Source organism: Streptococcus sp. HJ1, from assembly GCF_052399005.1.
Taxonomy (GTDB): domain Bacteria; phylum Bacillota; class Bacilli; order Lactobacillales; family Streptococcaceae; genus Streptococcus.
The window spans coordinates 346513-364700 of the sequence record NZ_CP199005.1; the positions used below are offsets into that span (position 1 = coordinate 346513).

At 39.8% G+C, this 18188-nt stretch carries 14 protein-coding genes; 7 read left to right on the forward strand and 7 right to left on the reverse strand.

Going from position 1 to position 18188, the window contains the following annotated elements; translation table 11 throughout:
- Positions 1-70: 70 nt before the first annotated feature.
- From ACT17O_RS01830 to ACT17O_RS01850, 5 genes are all read right to left on the reverse strand, one after another.
- A complete protein-coding gene (locus ACT17O_RS01830) occupies positions 71-1729 on the reverse strand; it encodes an ABC transporter permease (RefSeq protein ID WP_444817605.1) in 1659 nt (552 codons plus the stop codon).
- Positions 1719-2810 carry an ABC transporter ATP-binding protein gene (locus ACT17O_RS01835; protein WP_045592947.1) on the reverse strand — a complete coding sequence of 364 codons (1092 nt, stop codon included), beginning with the start codon at positions 2808-2810 and terminating at the stop codon, positions 1719-1721. Before ACT17O_RS01835 ends, ACT17O_RS01830 begins: the two co-directional genes overlap by 11 nt.
- Before the next feature lie 12 nt (positions 2811-2822).
- Complete coding sequence (locus tag ACT17O_RS01840; protein WP_084939387.1) at positions 2823-3869, reverse strand: ABC transporter substrate-binding protein; 1047 nt, start codon at positions 3867-3869, stop codon at positions 2823-2825.
- Positions 3870-3983: 114 nt separating this feature from the next.
- Positions 3984-4754, reverse strand: a complete 771-nt coding sequence (locus ACT17O_RS01845) for a response regulator transcription factor (RefSeq protein ID WP_411866967.1) — start codon at positions 4752-4754, stop codon at positions 3984-3986.
- The gene (locus tag ACT17O_RS01850) at positions 4747-6396 is read right to left on the reverse strand and encodes a sensor histidine kinase (RefSeq protein ID WP_444817606.1); all 1650 of its coding nucleotides are present in this window, start codon (positions 6394-6396) and stop codon (positions 4747-4749) included. The genes ACT17O_RS01845 and ACT17O_RS01850 overlap by 8 nt, the downstream gene beginning before the upstream one ends.
- Positions 6397-6544: 148 nt before the next feature.
- Between ACT17O_RS01850 and leuS the strand changes: the two genes are divergently transcribed.
- The 3 genes from leuS to ACT17O_RS01865 all read left to right on the forward strand — a co-directional run bounded on the left by leuS (position 6545) and on the right by ACT17O_RS01865 (position 10365).
- The gene (gene leuS, locus ACT17O_RS01855) at positions 6545-9046 is read left to right on the forward strand and encodes a leucine--tRNA ligase (protein ID WP_444817607.1); all 2502 of its coding nucleotides are present in this window, start codon (positions 6545-6547) and stop codon (positions 9044-9046) included.
- Between the two features lie 195 nt (positions 9047-9241).
- On the forward strand, positions 9242-9937 hold the full coding sequence (locus ACT17O_RS01860; RefSeq protein WP_049478934.1) for a GNAT family N-acetyltransferase: 696 nt from the start codon (positions 9242-9244) through the stop codon (positions 9935-9937).
- A gap of 11 nt (positions 9938-9948) precedes the next feature.
- A complete protein-coding gene (locus ACT17O_RS01865) occupies positions 9949-10365 on the forward strand; it encodes a GNAT family N-acetyltransferase (RefSeq protein ID WP_000628400.1) in 417 nt (138 codons plus the stop codon).
- A 493-nt stretch (positions 10366-10858) separates the two neighbouring features.
- On the opposite strand, the gene ACT17O_RS01870 is transcribed toward ACT17O_RS01865, so the two are convergent.
- Both ACT17O_RS01870 and ACT17O_RS01875 read right to left on the reverse strand, forming a co-directional pair.
- Positions 10859-11737, reverse strand: a complete 879-nt coding sequence (locus tag ACT17O_RS01870) for an AraC family ligand binding domain-containing protein (RefSeq protein ID WP_444817608.1) — start codon at positions 11735-11737, stop codon at positions 10859-10861.
- Between the two features lie 75 nt (positions 11738-11812).
- The gene (locus ACT17O_RS01875; protein WP_000665257.1) at positions 11813-13012 is read right to left on the reverse strand and encodes an L-lactate MFS transporter; all 1200 of its coding nucleotides are present in this window, start codon (positions 13010-13012) and stop codon (positions 11813-11815) included.
- Positions 13013-13230: 218 nt separating this feature from the next.
- Here ACT17O_RS01875 and ACT17O_RS01880 point away from each other — a divergent pair, with 218 nt between their 5' ends.
- From ACT17O_RS01880 to ACT17O_RS01895, 4 genes are all read left to right on the forward strand, one after another.
- A complete protein-coding gene (locus tag ACT17O_RS01880; RefSeq protein WP_000779598.1) occupies positions 13231-13839 on the forward strand; it encodes an NADPH-dependent FMN reductase in 609 nt (202 codons plus the stop codon).
- Positions 13840-13864: 25 nt separating this feature from the next.
- Complete coding sequence (locus ACT17O_RS01885) at positions 13865-16276, forward strand: flavocytochrome c (protein WP_444817609.1); 2412 nt, start codon at positions 13865-13867, stop codon at positions 16274-16276.
- Positions 16277-16563: 287 nt separating this feature from the next.
- Positions 16564-17562 (forward strand): Holliday junction branch migration DNA helicase RuvB, encoded by a 999-nt coding sequence (gene ruvB, locus ACT17O_RS01890; RefSeq protein ID WP_016893669.1) that lies wholly within the window; start codon positions 16564-16566, stop codon positions 17560-17562.
- On the forward strand, positions 17543-18127 hold the full coding sequence (locus ACT17O_RS01895) for a nucleotidyltransferase family protein (RefSeq protein WP_444817610.1): 585 nt from the start codon (positions 17543-17545) through the stop codon (positions 18125-18127). The genes ruvB and ACT17O_RS01895 overlap by 20 nt, the downstream gene beginning before the upstream one ends.
- Positions 18128-18188 lie beyond the last annotated feature (61 nt).

Consider the following 18188-nt stretch of genomic DNA (forward strand, 5'->3'; position numbering starts at 1 on the left):
TTGGTGACTATATCAATATAAGAAAAAACAGCCGAGGGATATTCTTTCGGCTGTTTTTGATAGGGGAAAACTAGAGGGTAATGCTATTGTTTTTAGAAATTTTCATAAATAGTAATAATGAAGTAACTGTCAAGACAGTGAGGATAGTTGACAAAGCAGCTGCCACGCCATAATTTCCACGAAGTACTTCAGTGTAGATAGCTACAGTCATTGTTCTAGTCTTAACATTGTATAAGAGAATTGAAGTAGAAAGTTCTGAAATCATTGTTACCCATGATAGGATTGCACCTGAGATGATACCTGAAAGCATCATTGGGGTGGTGATTTTAGTAAAGGTATTAAGACGACTACTTCCTAAACTTTCTGCAGCTTCTTCAATGCTCGGAGAAATCTGTTGCAAGCTAGCTACTGAAGATCGAATAGTATATGGGAGTCTTCTAACAGATAAGGACATGATCAGGATAAAGGCTGTTCCTGTAATCATAAGGAAGCCACTTCCGAAGATTCCTGTATTGAATGAAGAGATAAATGCAATACCGAGAACAGTTCCTGGTACGATATAAGGTACCATACTAAGACTATCGATTAGATTCGTAAATAGGTTGCGTTTACGAACAGCAAGGTATGAGATGAAGGTTGCAAATAAAACAACGAGAATCAAGGCAAGTAGAGGGATGCGAATGGTATTGAAAATAGCAGACCCCATACGGTTGAAGGCTGTTTTATAGCTATTTAATGAGTATCCATTAACAAATACCATACCTGATGTTTTAAGGAATGATGTATAAATCAAGTAAACTTGAGGTAAGACAGAGAATAAAATAATACCATAAACAGTTACATAAATAGCAGCCATCTTTCCTTTTGTCGTTTTCTTAGGTTCGATTGGATGAAGCGAGTTCATACTGAAGCTGAAACGATTTGAAATATATTTTTGGATGAGGAAGATAGCAAGGGCGATTGTAATGGCCATGATTGCTAAGGCAGATGCGAAAGCCGAGTTGCCTCCAACTTCACTGATAAACTGAGTATAGATTAATACTGGGAAAGTACGATATCCCTCACCAATCAGCATCGGAGTACCGAAGTCTGAGAAAGCTCTCATAAACACTAGGAGCGCTGCTGCTAGTAAAGTTGGGACTAGAAGAGGTAAAACGACTGTTACAATTCGTTTAAAGCCGAAAGATCCCATGCTTTCAGCAGCTTCCAAGAGGGAGTTGTCAATACTCTTCATGGTTCCAGCTACGTAAAGGAAAACGAGTGGGAAAAGTTGGAGTGTAAAGACAAGTACAATACCTTTAAAGCCATAGATATCAAAAGCAGGCAAATGGAGTGTGTTGGTTAGAAATTTTGTAATAACTCCGTTTCTACCAAGAAGTAGAATCCAAGAATAGGCACCTACAAAGGGAGCTGACATGGATGCTATGATAATCAAGATTTGCAAAAATTTCTTCCCCTTGAAGTCATACATTGAAAATAGATAAGCTAGCAAGGTACCAACAACGACAGAAGTAATTGTTGCAGTTACAGAAACTTTAAAACTATTAATGAGTGTCTCAGAATAATAAGATTTACTAAAGAATGTAACAAAATTTTCTAAAGAGAAGCTACCTTCGTGTACCAGTGCTTGCTTTAATACAGTCACAATTGGGTAGACCAAGAAAACCAAGTAGGTAAGGAAGATGAAGAAGGAAGATGCAGTCCAGATGTTTAGTTTTTTACGCTCCATGGCTGACTCCTTTTATGAGATTACGCGAACCGTCTTCAGAGAAGACATTGAGTTTTTGAGCATTGATTCTCAAACGAACACAATCTCCTTTTTCTAAATCTTCTTCGAATGTTGATTCTTCACTCACTTGAAGTTTTGGAGCAAATCCTGTTTCAATGAAGTATTCAGTATTAAGTCCAAGGTAAACACTGTCGGTAATTGTTCCATCGATTGGTCCATTTTCATCACGGATGAATTCTTCAGGGCGAATGCTGACACGGATGTTTTGTTCCTCGACTTGGTCAAGAGCTGGCATACGAAGAGAATAACCATCTTCAAAGACTATGTAAGCTCCGTCAGCTTGTTTTTCTAGACGAGCAGGGATTATATTTGTTCTACCAATAAATGTTGCAACAAATTCATTTGCTGGTTTATGGTAAAGCTCTTTGGGACGACCAATTTGTTGAATAACACCGTCTTTCATAACAGCAATTTGGTCAGAAATGGCCATGGCTTCTTCTTGATCATGAGTTACGTAGACAGTTGTAATACCAACTTCGTGTTGGATTTCTCGAATAGCTTGACGCATATCTAAACGAAGTTTGGCATCTAGGTTACTTAGAGGTTCATCCATGAGGAGAACGCTAGGATTAACAGCTAAGGCACGTGCTAAGGCAACCCGTTGTTGTTGACCACCACTAAGTTTATCTGGTCTACGATCAGCGTACTGGGCAATCTGCATCAACTCAAGGTATTTGTTAGTTTGTTTTATGAGCTCCTCTTTTGGAACTTTTTTCTGCTTGAGTCCAAACGCTACGTTATCACGCACTGTCAAATGTGGGAAAATCGCATAGTTTTGGAACACCATTCCGATGTTACGCTTGCTAGGTTCCATGTTATTAATTATGGTATCATCGAAGTAGAATTCTCCTCCTTCGATGCTGTTGAACCCAGCAATCATACGAAGCAAAGTTGTTTTCCCACATCCTGAAGGCCCAAGGAGAGTGAAAAGGCTCCCCTTAGGAATTGTAACATTTAAATTTTCGATAACGGGCACATCATTGTAAATTTTCTTAGCATTAATAATTTTAATCTCGCTCATAGTCAACCCCTATTACTGTTTAGATTGGATATCTGTAAAGATTTCGTTGTATTTCTTAACAATTTCTGATTTGTTTTTGATGACATAGTCATAATCTTCAGTTAGTGTTTTAATTTGTTCAATTGGTTTCATGTTTTCGCTAGTTTTAGCATTTTTACGAACTGGACGGTTAGTAGTTGTTGTACCTAGAGTATCTTGTACGTCTTGAGAAATGATGAAATCGATAAATTTCTTAGCATTTTCTTTGTTTTTTGCGTTTTTTATAATAGCAGCACTCGCTGGTAAGAAAACAGTTCCTTCTTTTGGATAAACAACTTTAATGTTAGCACCGTCGTTTAAAAGTTTAACTGCAGGATCTTCATATGAAAGACCAACAGCCATTTCTCCATCTGCCACTGCTTTATAAACACCAGATGAACTTGAACCGATTTTACCATTAATTAATGTGAAGAGATCTTTTACATAAGTCCAAGCCTTGTCATCTGTATAGCCCCCCTCAGCTTGTAACATGTTTGTTAGTTGAGCAAAAGCACTAGAAGAGTTAGCAGGGTCAGCTGTTGCAATTTTTCCTTTGAGCTCTGGTTTGATAAGATCGCTATATCCTTCGATATTCATACCCTTAGTCAAGTCTGGATTTACAATCAATACACTACCATCTAATGTGTAAGGAGTTGAGTAACCGGTTGTATTTTGATATTCTTTGATTACATTTTCGTTTTCTGGAGAAACGTAATTTTCAAAGAGTTCTCCGTGAGTGGCATATTGAGTATAGGAACCACCAAAGATGACATCTGCTACAGGTGCTTCTTTTTCAGACTCTAGCTTTTTAAAGAGCTCACCAGTTCCTGCTTGAATGAGTTCAACTTTAATACCATATTTTTCTTCAAAAGCAGGAATTGTTGCACCAATTAAACCTTCTGAGTTTGGCGAATAGACTACAAGAGTGTCACTTCCACCGTTTTCGGTTGCCTTATCTCCTGAAGTGTCGTCAGAAGAGCAGGCAGTCAGCCCTAGAATAGCAAGTCCACAAGCAGCAAAATACATCCATTTCTTTTTCATGATGGATACCTCCAAAGTTTTTGTTATATCTATTGTAAAAGAATGTAAGCGTTTTTAAAACTCAAAATTCTATCCTAATAGTGGAAAATTCTCTACAAAAAAGAAGAATAGTTTCTATACTATTCTTCCAATGGTTTTTAATTCTTTTGGGGAAATATGAAAGTATTTCTTAAAAACTTTCCCAAAATATTTATAGTCTGAGAACCCCACTTGTTCAGCAATTTGGCTAAGTGGACAGTCAGGATGTTGGATTATTTTTTCAACCGCTTGTTTTAATCTATACTGTAGGATATATTCATTCAAGGTAATTGGAAAATCTTCTTTGATAACTTTATATAGATAACTTTCGCTATAGCCTAAATTTTCTGCAATAGAAGAAATTGTAAAGTGTTCGGAGTAGTGTTGGTGTATAAATTCGAGAATTTGTTGAATCAGTTGGTTTTGAGGATTGATTTTTTGAAGGGAGGTGACAAAGGTCTGGTAATCTTGTAAAAATGGTTTGTTTTGATGTTGATCCATTTGAAGACGAAGAATTATTTTCTCTAGACATTCTGTTAATTCTATGATATTTATGGGTTTTGATAGAAAATCTACAGCTCCAAATTGCATAGCTTTTTTTGCATTTGGGAAATCATCATAGCCAGATAGAATTACTTTTTCATAGGAAATAGACTGTGTGGCTTCAAACATCATGAAGGCATCCATGATAGGCATGGTGATATCTGTCAGTACAATATGTGGTTTTAGTTTTTGAATTAGTTCCATTCCTTCTTGTCCATGACTAGCGGTTCCTACGACTTGAATACCTAAGGTAGAGTAGTCTACAGCAATTTCAAGCCATTTTCGAATTAAGTGCTCGTCTTCGACAATGATTAGCTTAAACATGTGTTCTTCCTTTCGTGACAAATTTTACCCAGGTTTCACCTCTAGGGTTCACTCCTAAATCCAATTCAACATTATCAAAAAAGTTACTCAATCGTTTGTAACTATTGACAATACCGTGTTGCGTATGTGGGCTATTCAGGGATTCTAGGATATGTAGACGTTCTTGTTTAGTCAAACCACCGGCATTATCCATAACGATAAAGGTTAGCTCTTCCTGATCTTGAGTGATTTTGATAGAGATGGCAAGATCTATGCGATACTGCCTTCCATATTTTAGAGCATTTTCTACAAGGGGTAATAGGAAAAGTTTTGGAATGGCTTGGGAATATAGTTTTTGAGAACAGTCAATTTGGTAAGAAAATTGTTCAAAGCGAATTTGGTGAATTTTTAGATAAGCTTCGATAATTTCTAAGTCCTTCCCAAGAGTCGTTTCTTTCTCTAATTCAGTTACACTATATCGCAGGATGCGTGTGAGATTTTGAATAAGGTCTTGAGTAATACTAGCATCAATCATACTCGTGATTTTAATGGTTTCCAAGGTATTGTATAGGAAGTGAGGATTAAACTGAGCTTCTAGCATTTTTCTTTCAAAAACCCATTTTTCCTTTTCAATGGTCAACATCTTTTGATGAAGCTCATCTAACTCCTGTAGCATATTGTTAATTTTCTCAGCTATCAGTTCAAATTCATCCCCCGTATGGAGCCTGAGTTTCTTTTCTTTTTTCTTAGGAATCGCATGTAATTGAAAGACTAAACTTTCAATAGGATCAGCATTATGAGTTGCGATTTTATGGGCGATTCTCCTAGCCTGCCAAAAATATAATAGAAAGATACAAAGTGTTAGTATGGAAGCAAGGCTAAGTAAACTAGGAATAGGAAAGAATGATTGGAAAGTGTAAATTGAAAAAATTGAATCAACTTTATGTTTTTTGATCAATAGTGGATTTTCAATGAACCAATGTGTTTTTGAACGGAGCGATTTCTCATCAAATTTTTCCAGAGTTGATTGTGTAAATTGATTAGTATTACTAGAGTATATATTACCAAAGGTATCTGTGATGACGTATTTTGAATTAATTAAAGGGATACTTGATACGAAGTCATTCTCATTAACAAAAGAAATACTGTAAGCTATTGCTCGTTGATTTTGAATTATGGGCATAATAAAGACAGCATAATGCTGCTTATCCATAGATAGAGCAACTTTCTCTGAAATGGACCCTTGGGTAGTATTTTGAATTAATAATTTTAAATAATAGGGAGCTAAAAGAGTTTCTTTATGATTGCGATTAGTGCTAAATAAAAGTTCGCCAGTATCATCGAGAATGACAAAATCAGAACTGAGTTTTAGTTGAGCTTTAGTTTCATAAAATAGACTAAACAATTCTCTGTCAGTGTGTTTACCTTCTATAAATTCTGGAACCATCTTTTTATTCATAGTTTCCAACAATTCATAATTCGCTTGTTTCATGTCATGAACATGTTGAGCAATTTGTTGAGTATCTTTAGCTAGTTGTTGTTTTTGTAAAAAATAGGAAAACCCAAAAAGAAAAATTAGTAATAAAAGAGAGGATATAAAAGCTGCTATAGAACTTCTATGGAGAATTTCTTTTTGAAGAGATCTTTTAAAGGAATGAGACATCCGTTACCTCCTTTGGAAGGGGTTTCTGTTATAAGTATAGCAGTTTAAAAATTCTAGAGCAAGGTAAAATAGAAAAGTGTAGAATAGAACGAGGCCAAATTCCCTCAAAAATGGTATAATAGTAACATCACAAAATTGGAGAGAGACCATGAGTTTTTACAATCATAAAGAAATTGAGCCTAAGTGGCAGGGCTACTGGGCAGAACATCATACATTTAAGACAGGAACAGATGCCTCAAAACCGAAGTTTTATACGCTTGACATGTTCCCTTACCCGTCTGGAGCAGGTCTGCACGTAGGACACCCAGAAGGCTACACTGCAACCGATATCCTAAGTCGTTACAAACGTGCGCAAGGCTATAATGTCCTTCACCCAATGGGTTGGGATGCCTTTGGTTTGCCTGCAGAGCAATACGCTATGGATACGGGGAATGACCCGGCAGAATTTACAGCGGAAAACATTGCCAACTTCAAACGTCAAATCAATGCGCTTGGCTTCTCTTATGACTGGGATCGTGAGGTTAACACAACAGATCCAAACTACTATAAGTGGACGCAGTGGATCTTCACCAAGCTTTACGAAAAAGGCTTGGCCTATGAAGCGGAAGTGCCAGTAAACTGGGTTGAAGAGTTGGGAACAGCCATCGCCAACGAAGAAGTCCTTCCTGACGGGACGTCTGAGCGTGGAGGCTATCCAGTTGTCCGCAAACCGATGCGTCAATGGATGCTTAAAATCACGGCCTATGCAGAGCGATTGCTTAATGACTTGGATGAGTTGGATTGGCCAGAATCTATCAAGGATATGCAACGCAACTGGATTGGTAAATCAACTGGTGCCAATGTAACCTTTAAAGTTAAGGGAACAGACAAGGAATTCACAGTCTTTACGACTCGTCCTGACACTCTTTTCGGTGCGACTTTCACTGTCTTGGCTCCTGAGCATGACTTGGTTGACGCTATCACAAGTCCAGAGCAAGCTGAGGCAGTAGCTGACTACAAACACCAAGCTAGTCTCAAGTCTGACTTGGCTCGTACCGACCTTGCCAAGGAAAAAACAGGGGTTTGGACGGGTGCTTATGCCATCAACCCTGTCAATGGCAAGGAAATTCCAATCTGGATTGCGGACTATGTTCTTGCTAGCTATGGTACAGGTGCGGTAATGGCTGTGCCTGCCCATGACCAACGTGACTGGGAATTTGCCAAACAATTTGGCCTACCAATCGTAGAAGTGCTAGAAGGTGGAAACGTTGAAGAAGCTGCCTATACTGAAGATGGTCTTCATGTCAATTCAGACTTCCTAGATGGCCTTAACAAAGAAGTCGCTATTGCTAAAATTGTGGCTTGGTTGGAAGAGAAGGGTTGTGGACAAGAGAAGGTTACCTACCGTCTCCGCGACTGGCTCTTTAGCCGTCAACGTTACTGGGGTGAGCCAATCCCAATCATTCATTGGGAAGATGGGACTTCAACAGCTATTCCTGAAAGTGAACTCCCACTTGTCTTGCCAGTCACCAAGGATATCCGTCCTTCAGGTACTGGGGAAAGCCCATTGGCTAACTTGACTGACTGGTTGGAAGTGACGCGTGAAGATGGCGTTAAAGGTCGTCGTGAAACCAACACCATGCCACAATGGGCTGGTTCAAGCTGGTACTACCTCCGCTATATTGATCCACACAATACTGAGAAATTGGCTGATGAGGACCTCCTCAAACAATGGTTGCCAGTAGACATCTATGTGGGTGGTGCAGAGCACGCTGTACTTCACTTGCTTTACGCTCGTTTCTGGCATAAATTCCTCTATGATATCGGTGTTGTTCCGACTAAGGAACCATTCCAAAAACTCTTTAACCAAGGGATGATTTTGGGAACAAGCTACCGTGACCACCGTGGAGCTCTTGTAGCGACTGATAAGGTTGAAAAACGTGACGGTTCTTTCTTCCATGTGGAAACAGGAGAAGAGTTGGAGCAAGCACCAGCCAAGATGTCTAAATCACTCAAGAACGTTGTCAATCCAGACGATGTGGTGGAACAATATGGTGCCGATACCCTTCGTGTCTATGAAATGTTCATGGGACCACTTGATGCTTCTATCGCTTGGTCAGAAGAAGGCCTGGAAGGAAGCCGTAAGTTCCTCGACCGTGTTTACCGTTTGATTACAAGTAAAGAAATTGTTGCGGAAAATAATGGTGCTCTTGACAAGGTTTATAACGAAACCGTTAAATCTGTTACTGAGCAAATCGAATCCATGAAATTCAACACAGCTATTGCCCAACTTATGGTCTTTGTCAACGCTGCTAATAAGGAAGACAAACTCTATGTGGACTACGCCAAAGGCTTTATCCAATTGATTGCCCCATTTGCACCTCATTTGGCAGAAGAACTCTGGCAAACAGTTGCTGCAACAGGTGAGTCCATCTCTTATGTAGCTTGGCCAACTTGGGACGAAAGTAAATTGGTTGAAGATGAAATCGAAATCGTCGTCCAAATCAAAGGAAAAGTTCGTTCCAAATTGATGGTTGCTAAAGACCTATCACGCGAAGAATTGCAAGAAATCGCTCTGGCTGATGAAAAAGTTAAAGCAGAAATTGACGGCAAGGAAATCGTGAAGGTGATTGCGGTACCTAACAAACTCGTTAATATCGTCGTTAAATAACGAGTTTATTATCTCTATCTGCCACCTTCAATAGTCCACTGGACTATTGAAGCCAACTAAATTGGTTAATATTGTTGTGAAATAAGATAGGAATCCTCCAGAGCTGAACTCTGGAGGATTTTTTGAATTTTTTCATGAAAGTATGATATACTATGTGCAATTATAAAGTTTGAAAAGTAAAACAAGGAGAAAACAATGCCAGTAAACGAATATGGTCAGATAATTGGTGAGCCAATGAAAGGTTATACACCAGGTGAATTGCCTTCCATTGATTTCTTAGAAGGGCGCTACACTCGGATAGAGCCTCTTTCGGTAGAAAAGCATGCGGAGGATTTACTAGCTGTTTATGGCCCAGATACTCCTCGGGAGATGTGGACCTACCTCTTTCAGGAACCAGTGGCAGATATGGAGGAACTGGTTACCGTTTTAAATCAGATGTTGGCTCGTAAGGACCGTTTTTACTATGCGATTATAGACAAGGCAACTGGTAAGGCCTTGGGAACCTTTTCGCTTATGCGCATCGACCAAAATAATCGTGTAGTTGAAGTTGGGACTGTTATTTTTTCTCCAGAGCTAAGGGGAACACGAATAGGGACAGAAGCCCAGTATCTCTTGGCGCGCTATGTGTTTGAGGAGCTTAACTATCGTCGCTATGAGTGGAAATGTGATTCTCTAAATATCCCATCAAGACGAGCCGCGGAGCGTTTGGGCTTTGTCTATGAAGGAACTTTCCGCCAGGCAGTTGTTTATAAGGGGCGCACGAGGGATACGGATTGGCTCTCTATGATTGATAAGGACTGGCCTCAAGTCAAAGCTCGTTTAGAAACATGGTTGGCTCCTGAAAATTTTGATAAAAATGGACGACAGTACAAGAGCTTGAGAGAACTTTAAGAGGTGTTGACATGATCACTATTAAAAAGCAAGAAATTGTCAAGTTAGAGGATGTTTTGCATCTCTATCAGGCTGTCGGTTGGACAAATTATACCCATCAACCTCAGATGCTGGAGAAGGCCTTGTCTCACTCATTAGCGATTTATCTGGCACTTGATGGAGATGCTGTGGTGGGTTTGGTCCGTTTGGTTGGAGATGGTTTCTCATCGATTTTTGTCCAGGATTTGATCGTTTTGCCTAGCTATCAACGCCAAGGGATTGGTAGCGACTTAATGAAAGAGGCTTTAGGTGATTACAAAGATGCCTATCAAGTCCAACTAGTGACCGATCAGACAGAAAAAACCTTGGGATTCTATCGTTCTCTGGGATTTGAAACCTTATCTACTTATGATTGTACAGGAATGATTTGGGTGGATAGAAAAAGATAAAAAAATCATTTTTTCTTAAGTAAAGTTTAAGTCTTTTCCTGTATTATATAATCATTAAATGAAGACCTCCTAACTTTGTTTAATGTAATCCTAAACTTTTCTTTTTCATCATAATCTCCTAAAGAAGTCACCCAATCAGGTGGCTTTTTTATGACTTGGAGAGGAAAAATCCATTTGAAAAAAATTTTTAAAAAAATGATAAATCAGGAGAAAAGTTAAGTTAGCTTTAAGATTCATCTTGTATTATATAACCATTAAATAAAGACCTCCTAATACTCTTCGAAAATCTCACCATACTTCGTTAGAGTCGACTTAGCTAACTATAGTTATACTTGCGTCTATCTGCCTAGTCTGATTTCGATTTTCATTGAGTACCCTTTATTTAATGAAATCCTAAACTTTTCTTTTTCATAATAATCTCCCTAAAGAGGCCACCCAATCAGGTGGCTTTTTTGTTTGAAAAAACTCCTTAGAAAAGACTAAGGAGAAAGAATTATGTTTTCTTTTTTAGTTGTTGGTTTCGATACTGTCTAGGTGTTAGGTAATAGTGCTGCTTAAATTGACGGTTGAAGTTTGAAAGGTTGGTGAAACCGACCTGGCTTGCAATTTCTTGAATACTGAGGTTGGTTTGGACGAGTTTCTCACAGGATTTCTCAAGACGTAACTGGAGCAGGTAGTCCATACAACTGGCTCCAGTATGTTGCTTGAAAATACTCATAAAGTGATTTTTACTATATCCAAATGTTGCAGCCAGTTGCTCAATATGAATGGGTTCTGAGTAGTGCTGTTCAAGGTAGCAAATCACTTCTTTTAGTTTTTGGTATTTTTGGTAGGTATCATCTGTATAGTGTCGATTGACGTATCTATACTTAAAGAGAAGATGAAGCAATTCGTATAGTTTAGATTTTATGAGTAGATCGTAGTATATGCCTTTTTCTTCAAGGATAGAAAAAAGGGAAAGAAGGCAGGATTGAATTTGATCATAGGCCTTATCGCCTGGTGATATTTGAGGAGTGAGGCAAAAGTGACCGGAGTGGAGGGGTTGGATATAGCGTTGGCTAAAGCTGTCAATTTGACTTCTCCCAAGATAATCTAGATGAATCCGAAAGCTGGTAGAAAGTAGTTCTTGATCTTTATGAGAATAGATAGAATGGAGAGAGGTCGGTTGGATAAGAAAAATATCTCCTTCGCGACTTTCAAAGCGTTCTGAGTTGATATGAACGATGGCAGAACCCTTTGTAACGTAAATAATCTCTAGTTCAGGATGACAATGATAGATTGTGTCAGGTGACTTTTTGGATAAGATTTGTTTTTCAAAATCATATGGGAAGTCAGATGGGTTATCTCGTAAGAAACGTGAACGGTCTGCCATGGTAAATCCTCCCAATATACTATTACTACTTTTATTATACCAAAAAAACTTCCTTATCTAGGAAGTTTTCGGGCTTTAAGCTTTCTTTTTCATATAAAAAATAGTAAGAACAAGTCCAATGAAGGCCAAAGCAATAGCAACATAAAAAGCTACACTATAATTTCCATTATTAGCCATTGCCATTTGAACAGCGACTTTGGGAGCGAAAAATGCTGCTAAAGAATATCCAGTGAAGACGATACCGTAGTTGACCCCTTGATTTGCAGGACCGTAATTTTCCATGACGATAGATGGGAAGACCCCCATAACACCGCCAAAGCAGATACCAAGTCCAATAATTCCTAAGGTAAACCCGAGTTGACCAGGGACGATAGTTAGGGAGAATAAAGCTAGGACAATGACAGAATAGATAATCAATAAGGTCTTTGAACGGCCGATTTTATCAGAAAGTGATCCCCAGATAAAACGACCACTAGAGTTTGCGATTGAATAAAGAGAGACATAGAGAGCTGCAGTGCCTGCAGAGAGTCCAAACATTGATTGACCGATTGGTGATGCTTGAGAGGCAATCATCAAACCAGAAAAGGCGCCAACAAAGAACATGCTAATGATAATGTAAAACAGAGGACTTTGTAGCATTTGTTTCCAGTTTTTATTAGTAGGTCCTTGTTTGGTTGGGATAGGAGCTTTCCAGCCTGCTGGTTGGTAGCCGCTTGGAGCTGCCTTAATAAAGAAAATTGCACAGATGATAACAACAATATAGACTAGCCCAATTGTACGAAAAGCAAAGAAGGCATCTTGTTTTTGAATGAGATTGCTCGCGACTGGAGAAGCGATGACTGCGGCAAATCCCATGCCACCTGTCAGAATTCCAGAGGCTAAGCCACGTTTATCAGGGAAGAGGCGAAGTGAATTGGAGAGGGCACCTGAATAGGCAAAACCTTGACCAAGCCCGGCCATTAATCCATAGGTCAAATAAAGCATGGCTGGTGAATTGGCATAGCCGGTTAAGTAAAATCCGCTAGCAAATAGAAGAGCGCCGAGGGCGATGGTCCATTTTACATAACCTTTGTCAACTAAATAACCTCCGAGAATCATGGGGATAGGGCCTATTGCAGAGTTGATAGCAAATGCTAACATAATATCAGACATGGACCAGCCTGTTGAACTGCTAAGTGGTCCGGCAAAAACAGAAAAGGAATAGACGGCACCTGTACAAAGAAGAATGGCTGTAGACGCGACTAAAATCCTCCAACGATTGAATGTCTCTTTCATAAAAACATCCTCCTTAAATGTATATTTTTTCACCAAGACTATATCATAGTTAAGGAAACCGGTCAATAGTTTATGAAGATATTTTGTTAATTTTTTCACGAACTTGTACTAAAGTACGATAATCTGATAGAATAACACGGTCTTTATTATCAAGGATTTACAAGATTTTCTAAAGTAGTATAATGAAAGTAGATTAAATAAATGAAAGGGGTACCAAGATGAAACTAGTTGCTATCGTTGGAACCAATTCAGATCGCTCAACCAATCGGAAACTCTTGAAATTTATGCAAAAGCACTTTTCGGATAAAGCCGACATTGAGGTATTGGAAATCAAACAATTGCCAGCCTTTAACGAACCTGAGGACAAGCTAGCGCCAGCTGAAGTTCAAGCTTTTTCAGAAAAAATTCTTGCCGCAGATGGTATGATTATTTCAACACCTGAGTACGACCACACGATACCAGCACCTTTGGCCTCTGCTTTGGAGTGGATTGCTTATACCAGTCGTGCCTTAATCAATAAACCGACGATGATTGTTGGTGCTTCTCTCGGTTTGCTGGGAACATCTAGAGCGCAGGCACATTTACGTCAGATTTTAGATGCGCCGGAGCTTAAAGCGAGAGTTATGCCGGGTACAGAGTTCTTTCTAGGTCATTCTGAGCAAGTCCTGGATGATGAGTGTCATTTGAACAATCCTGAAAAGGTTGCAGAACTAGAAGAACATTTTTCAGAGTTTCAAAATTTTGTTGAACTAACAAAGGCTTTGGTCAAACCAGAAGATACAAATCGTAAGAAATCTTTCATTTGGGAAGAATGGTTGAAAGCATAAGTATTTCAAGAAAGGAGAACAATCCATGAAATTAGTAGCTATTGTTGGGACTAATGCAAAAAAATCCTATAATCGCAACCTGTTGCAATTTATGAAAAGACATTTTGCTCAGAAAGCGGATATTGAGATTTTAGAGATAACAGATGTACCAATGTTCAATGAAACAGATGATCAAACAGATACACCTATTATTCAGAAGTTTAATCAAGCTATTTCAGAAGCTGATGGTGTTATTATCTCGACACCCGAGCACAATCATACAATTCCATCAAGTTTGAATAGCTTGCTCGAGTGGTTGTCTTTTAACATTCATCCACTAGACGGAAAGCCGACAATGATTGTCGGAGCTTCTTACGATATTCAAGGTTCCTCACGTGCCCAACTTCATCTTCGTCAGATTCTGGATGCTCCTGGGGTAAATGCAACAGTTATGCCAGGTAGTGAGTTTTTACTTGGTCGAGCTCATCGAGCATTTGATGATAATGGAGATTTGATTGATGAGCGAACCGTTGATTTCCTAGATAGTTGTTTTTATCGCTTCCTTCGCTTTGTATCTGTTGCAAACCAACTAAACCTTCCTGAAGAAGTCCGCTTTGAACCGGGGACTTACCATGTTACAACTGAAGGCCATAATGGTAAATTACCGATGGATGTAACGGTTTCTGAGGATCGTATTGAAAAAATCGAAATCGATTCTTCTGGAGAATCTTCAGGAATCGCAGATGTCGTCTTTACCCGTATCCCAGCGGAAATCATTGAGGGACAGACCTTAAACGTTGATGCGGTGTCAGGAGCTTCTGTGACTTCAAATGGTGTCTTGGACGGAGTTGCGCGCGCAGTCAAACAAGCTGGTGCAAATCCAGATGTTTTACGGAAACGTTCAAAAGCACCATCTGCTCTAGATAAAGAAGATAAAACCTATCAGGCAGACGTTGTCGTCGTCGGAGGTGGAGGAGCTGGTTTAGCTGCAGCGGCTGCAGTCTTACAAGCTGGGAAGAAGCCGATTATTGTTGAGAAATTTCCTGCAATTGGAGGAAATACTGTTCGTGCAGGTGGTCCAATGAATGCACCAGATCCAGCATGGCAAGGAACCTTCACAGCTCATCCAGGTGAGGCACATACGCTTCAAGAATTGATTGCGACAGATGAATCAACGATTGATTCAGAATATTTAGAGGACTTTAGAGCCTTGAAAGTTGAGGTTGAACAGTATTTGCAGAACCCGAGCTATTTGTTCGATTCTACCTTGCTCTATCGTATCCAAACCTATATCGGTGGGAAACGAAAAGATTTACAAGGAAATGAAATTCATGGCCAATACGATTTGGTTTCTGTATTAACCGAACGAGCCCTAGAGTCTGTTCGTTGGTTGGAAGACATCGGTGTTGAATTTGTTCGTAGTGAAGTGACAATGCCAGTTGGAGCCCTTTGGCGTCGTGGCCATAAGCCGGTTCAACCAATGGGGTATGCCTTTATATCCGTCCTACAAAAATATGTTCTAGAACATGGTGGCAAGATTTTGACAGATTCTCCAGTTAAAGAATTGCTTGTAAAAGACGGGGCTGTCAAGGGTGTCAGAGCAGAAGGTCGAAACGGTCAAACCATCATTGTCAATGCAGATGCCGTTGTTCTAGCTTCTGGAGGATTTGGTGCCAATACAAAGATGCTACAAAAATACAATACCTACTGGACTGAAATTGCAGATGATATTGCTACATCTAATACACCAGCTGTAACAGGAGATGGTATTCTTTTAGGGCAAAGTGTAGGTGCAGATTTAGTGGGTATGGGCTTTAGTCAAATGATGCCAGTATCCGATCCAGTGACAGGAGCTCTTTTCTCAGGACTTCAAGTTCCTCCAGCAAACTTCATCATGGTAAATATTGAAGGTAAGCGCTTTGTAGATGAGTACGGTAGCCGAGACAAGCTATCTCAAGCGGCGATTGATAATGGAGGCTTGTTCTATCTAATCGCAGATGAACGTATCAAGGAAACTGCCTACAATACTAGCCAAGAAAAAATCGATGCCCAAGTCAAAGCAGGTACTCTCTATCGTGCAGATACGATAGAAGAGTTGGCGGTTCAGATTGGTGTGAATCCACAAGTTCTAGTGGAAACGATTAAGAATTACAATTCCTATGTAGATGCAGGTTTTGATCCTGAATTTAATAAAGGTAGTTTTGATCTCAAGTGTGAGGTTGCGCCATTTTACGCAACACCGAGAAAACCAGCCGTTCACCATACAATGGGTGGACTCAAGATTGATACTTCAACACACGTTTTGAATGAAAACGGGCAGATTATCCCTGGTTTGTATGCTGCCGGAGAAGTCGCAGGTGGACTCCATGCAGGTAACCGTCTAGGAGGAAATTCGCTTACGGATATCTTTACTTTTGGACGTATTGCAGGTCAAACAGCTGTTAAAGAAAATTGTTAGTGATTGATTTAAAAATTAAGGGAATTTTAAGTCTCCTTGTGTATTATATAATCATTAAATAAAGACCTCCTAATACTCTTCGAAAATCTCACCATACTTCGTTAGAGTCGACTTAGCTAACTATAGTTATGCTTGCGTCTATCTGCCTAGTCTGATTTCGATTTTCATTGAGTACCCTTTATTTAATGAAATCCTAAACTTTTCTTTTTCATAATAATCTCCCTAAAGAGGCCACCCAATCAGGTGGCTTTTTTGTTTGTGGCTTGGATTTTTGATATAATAGAGCCATGAGTAGAATTTTAGATAATGAAATCATGGGTGATGAGGAGTTGGTAGAACGTACCCTCCGTCCCCAATATTTACGTGAATATATAGGTCAGGACAAGGTCAAGGATCAGCTACAAATATTTATCGAAGCCGCAAAAATGCGGGATGAGGCACTGGACCATGTTCTTTTATTTGGTCCTCCAGGTCTCGGGAAAACAACCATGGCCTTTGTTATTGCCAATGAACTGGGAGTCAATCTCAAGCAAACATCTGGTCCTGTCATTGAAAAAGCGGGGGATCTGGTAGCGATTTTGAATGATTTGGAACCTGGAGACGTTCTCTTTATTGACGAGATTCATCGCTTGCCCATGTCGGTGGAAGAGGTGCTTTATAGTGCCATGGAAGACTTCTACATTGATATCATGATTGGTGCTGGTGAAGGCAGTCGCAGTGTTCATTTGGACTTGCCACCATTCACCTTGATTGGGGCTACGACACGTGCGGGGATGCTCTCAAATCCTCTGCGGGCACGTTTTGGGATTACAGGTCATATGGAATACTATGCCCACGCTGACTTGACAGAGATTGTTGAGCGGACAGCAGATATTTTTGAGATGGAAATCACCCATGAGGCAGCTTCGGAGTTGGCCTTACGCAGTCGAGGAACTCCTCGTATCGCCAATCGTCTCCTCAAGCGCGTGCGCGACTTTGCCCAGATTATGGGGGATGGCTTGATTGATGATGTGATTACGGATAAGGCTTTGACCATGCTGGATGTAGACCGTGAAGGTTTGGACTATGTAGACCAAAAAATCCTTCGCACCATGATTGAGATGTACGGTGGTGGTCCTGTCGGTTTAGGAACTCTTTCTGTTAATATTGCCGAGGAGCGTGAGACAGTCGAAGATATGTACGAACCTTACCTGATTCAGAAAGGTTTCATCATGCGAACTCGTTCTGGACGGGTGGCAACTGCTAAGGCATATGAGCATTTAGGTTATGAATACAGTGAAAAATGAACAAGAAATTCTAGATGCTTTCAGAGAAAATCCAGATATGATGACCATTCTGACCATCATCCGTGACCTTGGTCTGAAAGATTCGTGGTTGGCAGCAGGTTCTGTCAGGAATTTCATCTGGAATCTCTTGTCAGACAAATCGCCTTTTGATAGTGAGACGGATGTGGATGTGATTTTCTTTGATCCAGATGTTTCTTATGAGGAAACAGTATCCCTAGAGAAAAAGCTAAGAGAAGATTATCCTCAGTATCAGTGGGAGTTGAAAAATCAGGTCTATATGCATCTACACAGTCCTCATACTGTGCCTTACACGAGTTCTCGTGATGCCATGAGTAAATATCCCGAGCGCTGTACGGCGATAGGGCTTCGCTTGCATGCTGACGCAACTTTAGAGCTCTTTGCGCCTTATGGTTTACAGGATATTTTTAACTTTCACGTATCCCCAACTCCTCATTTCCTAGATAATGAAGACCGAATGAAGCTCTATCAAGAACGCTTGTCCAAGAAAAATTGGCAAGAAAAATGGGAAAATCTGACTTTCTCAAAAAACTTAAGAAAAATTTAAGTTAGGGGCGGTATACTAGGTTCATAAGTTAAGAGGAACTTAACTTAAACTCCTAAAACTT

Bases quoted from the DNA above. Each gene is read 5' to 3' on its own strand.
- ACT17O_RS01845 (WP_411866967.1), bottom strand. From the start codon at position 4,754: ATGTTTAAGCTAATCATTGTCGAAGACGAGCACTTAATTCGAAAATGG.
- ACT17O_RS01870 (WP_444817608.1), bottom strand. From the start codon at position 11,737: ATGGCAGACCGTTCACGTTTCTTACGAGATAACCCATCTGACTTCCCA.
- ACT17O_RS01880 (WP_000779598.1), top strand. From the start codon at position 13,231: ATGAAACTAGTTGCTATCGTTGGAACCAATTCAGATCGCTCAACCAAT.
- ACT17O_RS01865 (WP_000628400.1), top strand. From the start codon at position 9,949: ATGATCACTATTAAAAAGCAAGAAATTGTCAAGTTAGAGGATGTTTTG.
- ACT17O_RS01835 (WP_045592947.1), bottom strand. From the start codon at position 2,810: ATGAGCGAGATTAAAATTATTAATGCTAAGAAAATTTACAATGATGTG.
- ruvB (WP_016893669.1), top strand. From the start codon at position 16,564: ATGAGTAGAATTTTAGATAATGAAATCATGGGTGATGAGGAGTTGGTA.
- ACT17O_RS01840 (WP_084939387.1), bottom strand. From the start codon at position 3,869: ATGAAAAAGAAATGGATGTATTTTGCTGCTTGTGGACTTGCTATTCTA.
- ACT17O_RS01830 (WP_444817605.1), bottom strand. From the start codon at position 1,729: ATGGAGCGTAAAAAACTAAACATCTGGACTGCATCTTCCTTCTTCATC.
- ACT17O_RS01875 (WP_000665257.1), bottom strand. From the start codon at position 13,012: ATGAAAGAGACATTCAATCGTTGGAGGATTTTAGTCGCGTCTACAGCC.
- leuS (WP_444817607.1), top strand. From the start codon at position 6,545: ATGAGTTTTTACAATCATAAAGAAATTGAGCCTAAGTGGCAGGGCTAC.
- ACT17O_RS01850 (WP_444817606.1), bottom strand. From the start codon at position 6,396: ATGTCTCATTCCTTTAAAAGATCTCTTCAAAAAGAAATTCTCCATAGA.
- ACT17O_RS01860 (WP_049478934.1), top strand. From the start codon at position 9,242: ATGCCAGTAAACGAATATGGTCAGATAATTGGTGAGCCAATGAAAGGT.
- ACT17O_RS01885 (WP_444817609.1), top strand. From the start codon at position 13,865: ATGAAATTAGTAGCTATTGTTGGGACTAATGCAAAAAAATCCTATAAT.
- ACT17O_RS01895 (WP_444817610.1), top strand. From the start codon at position 17,543: ATGAATACAGTGAAAAATGAACAAGAAATTCTAGATGCTTTCAGAGAA.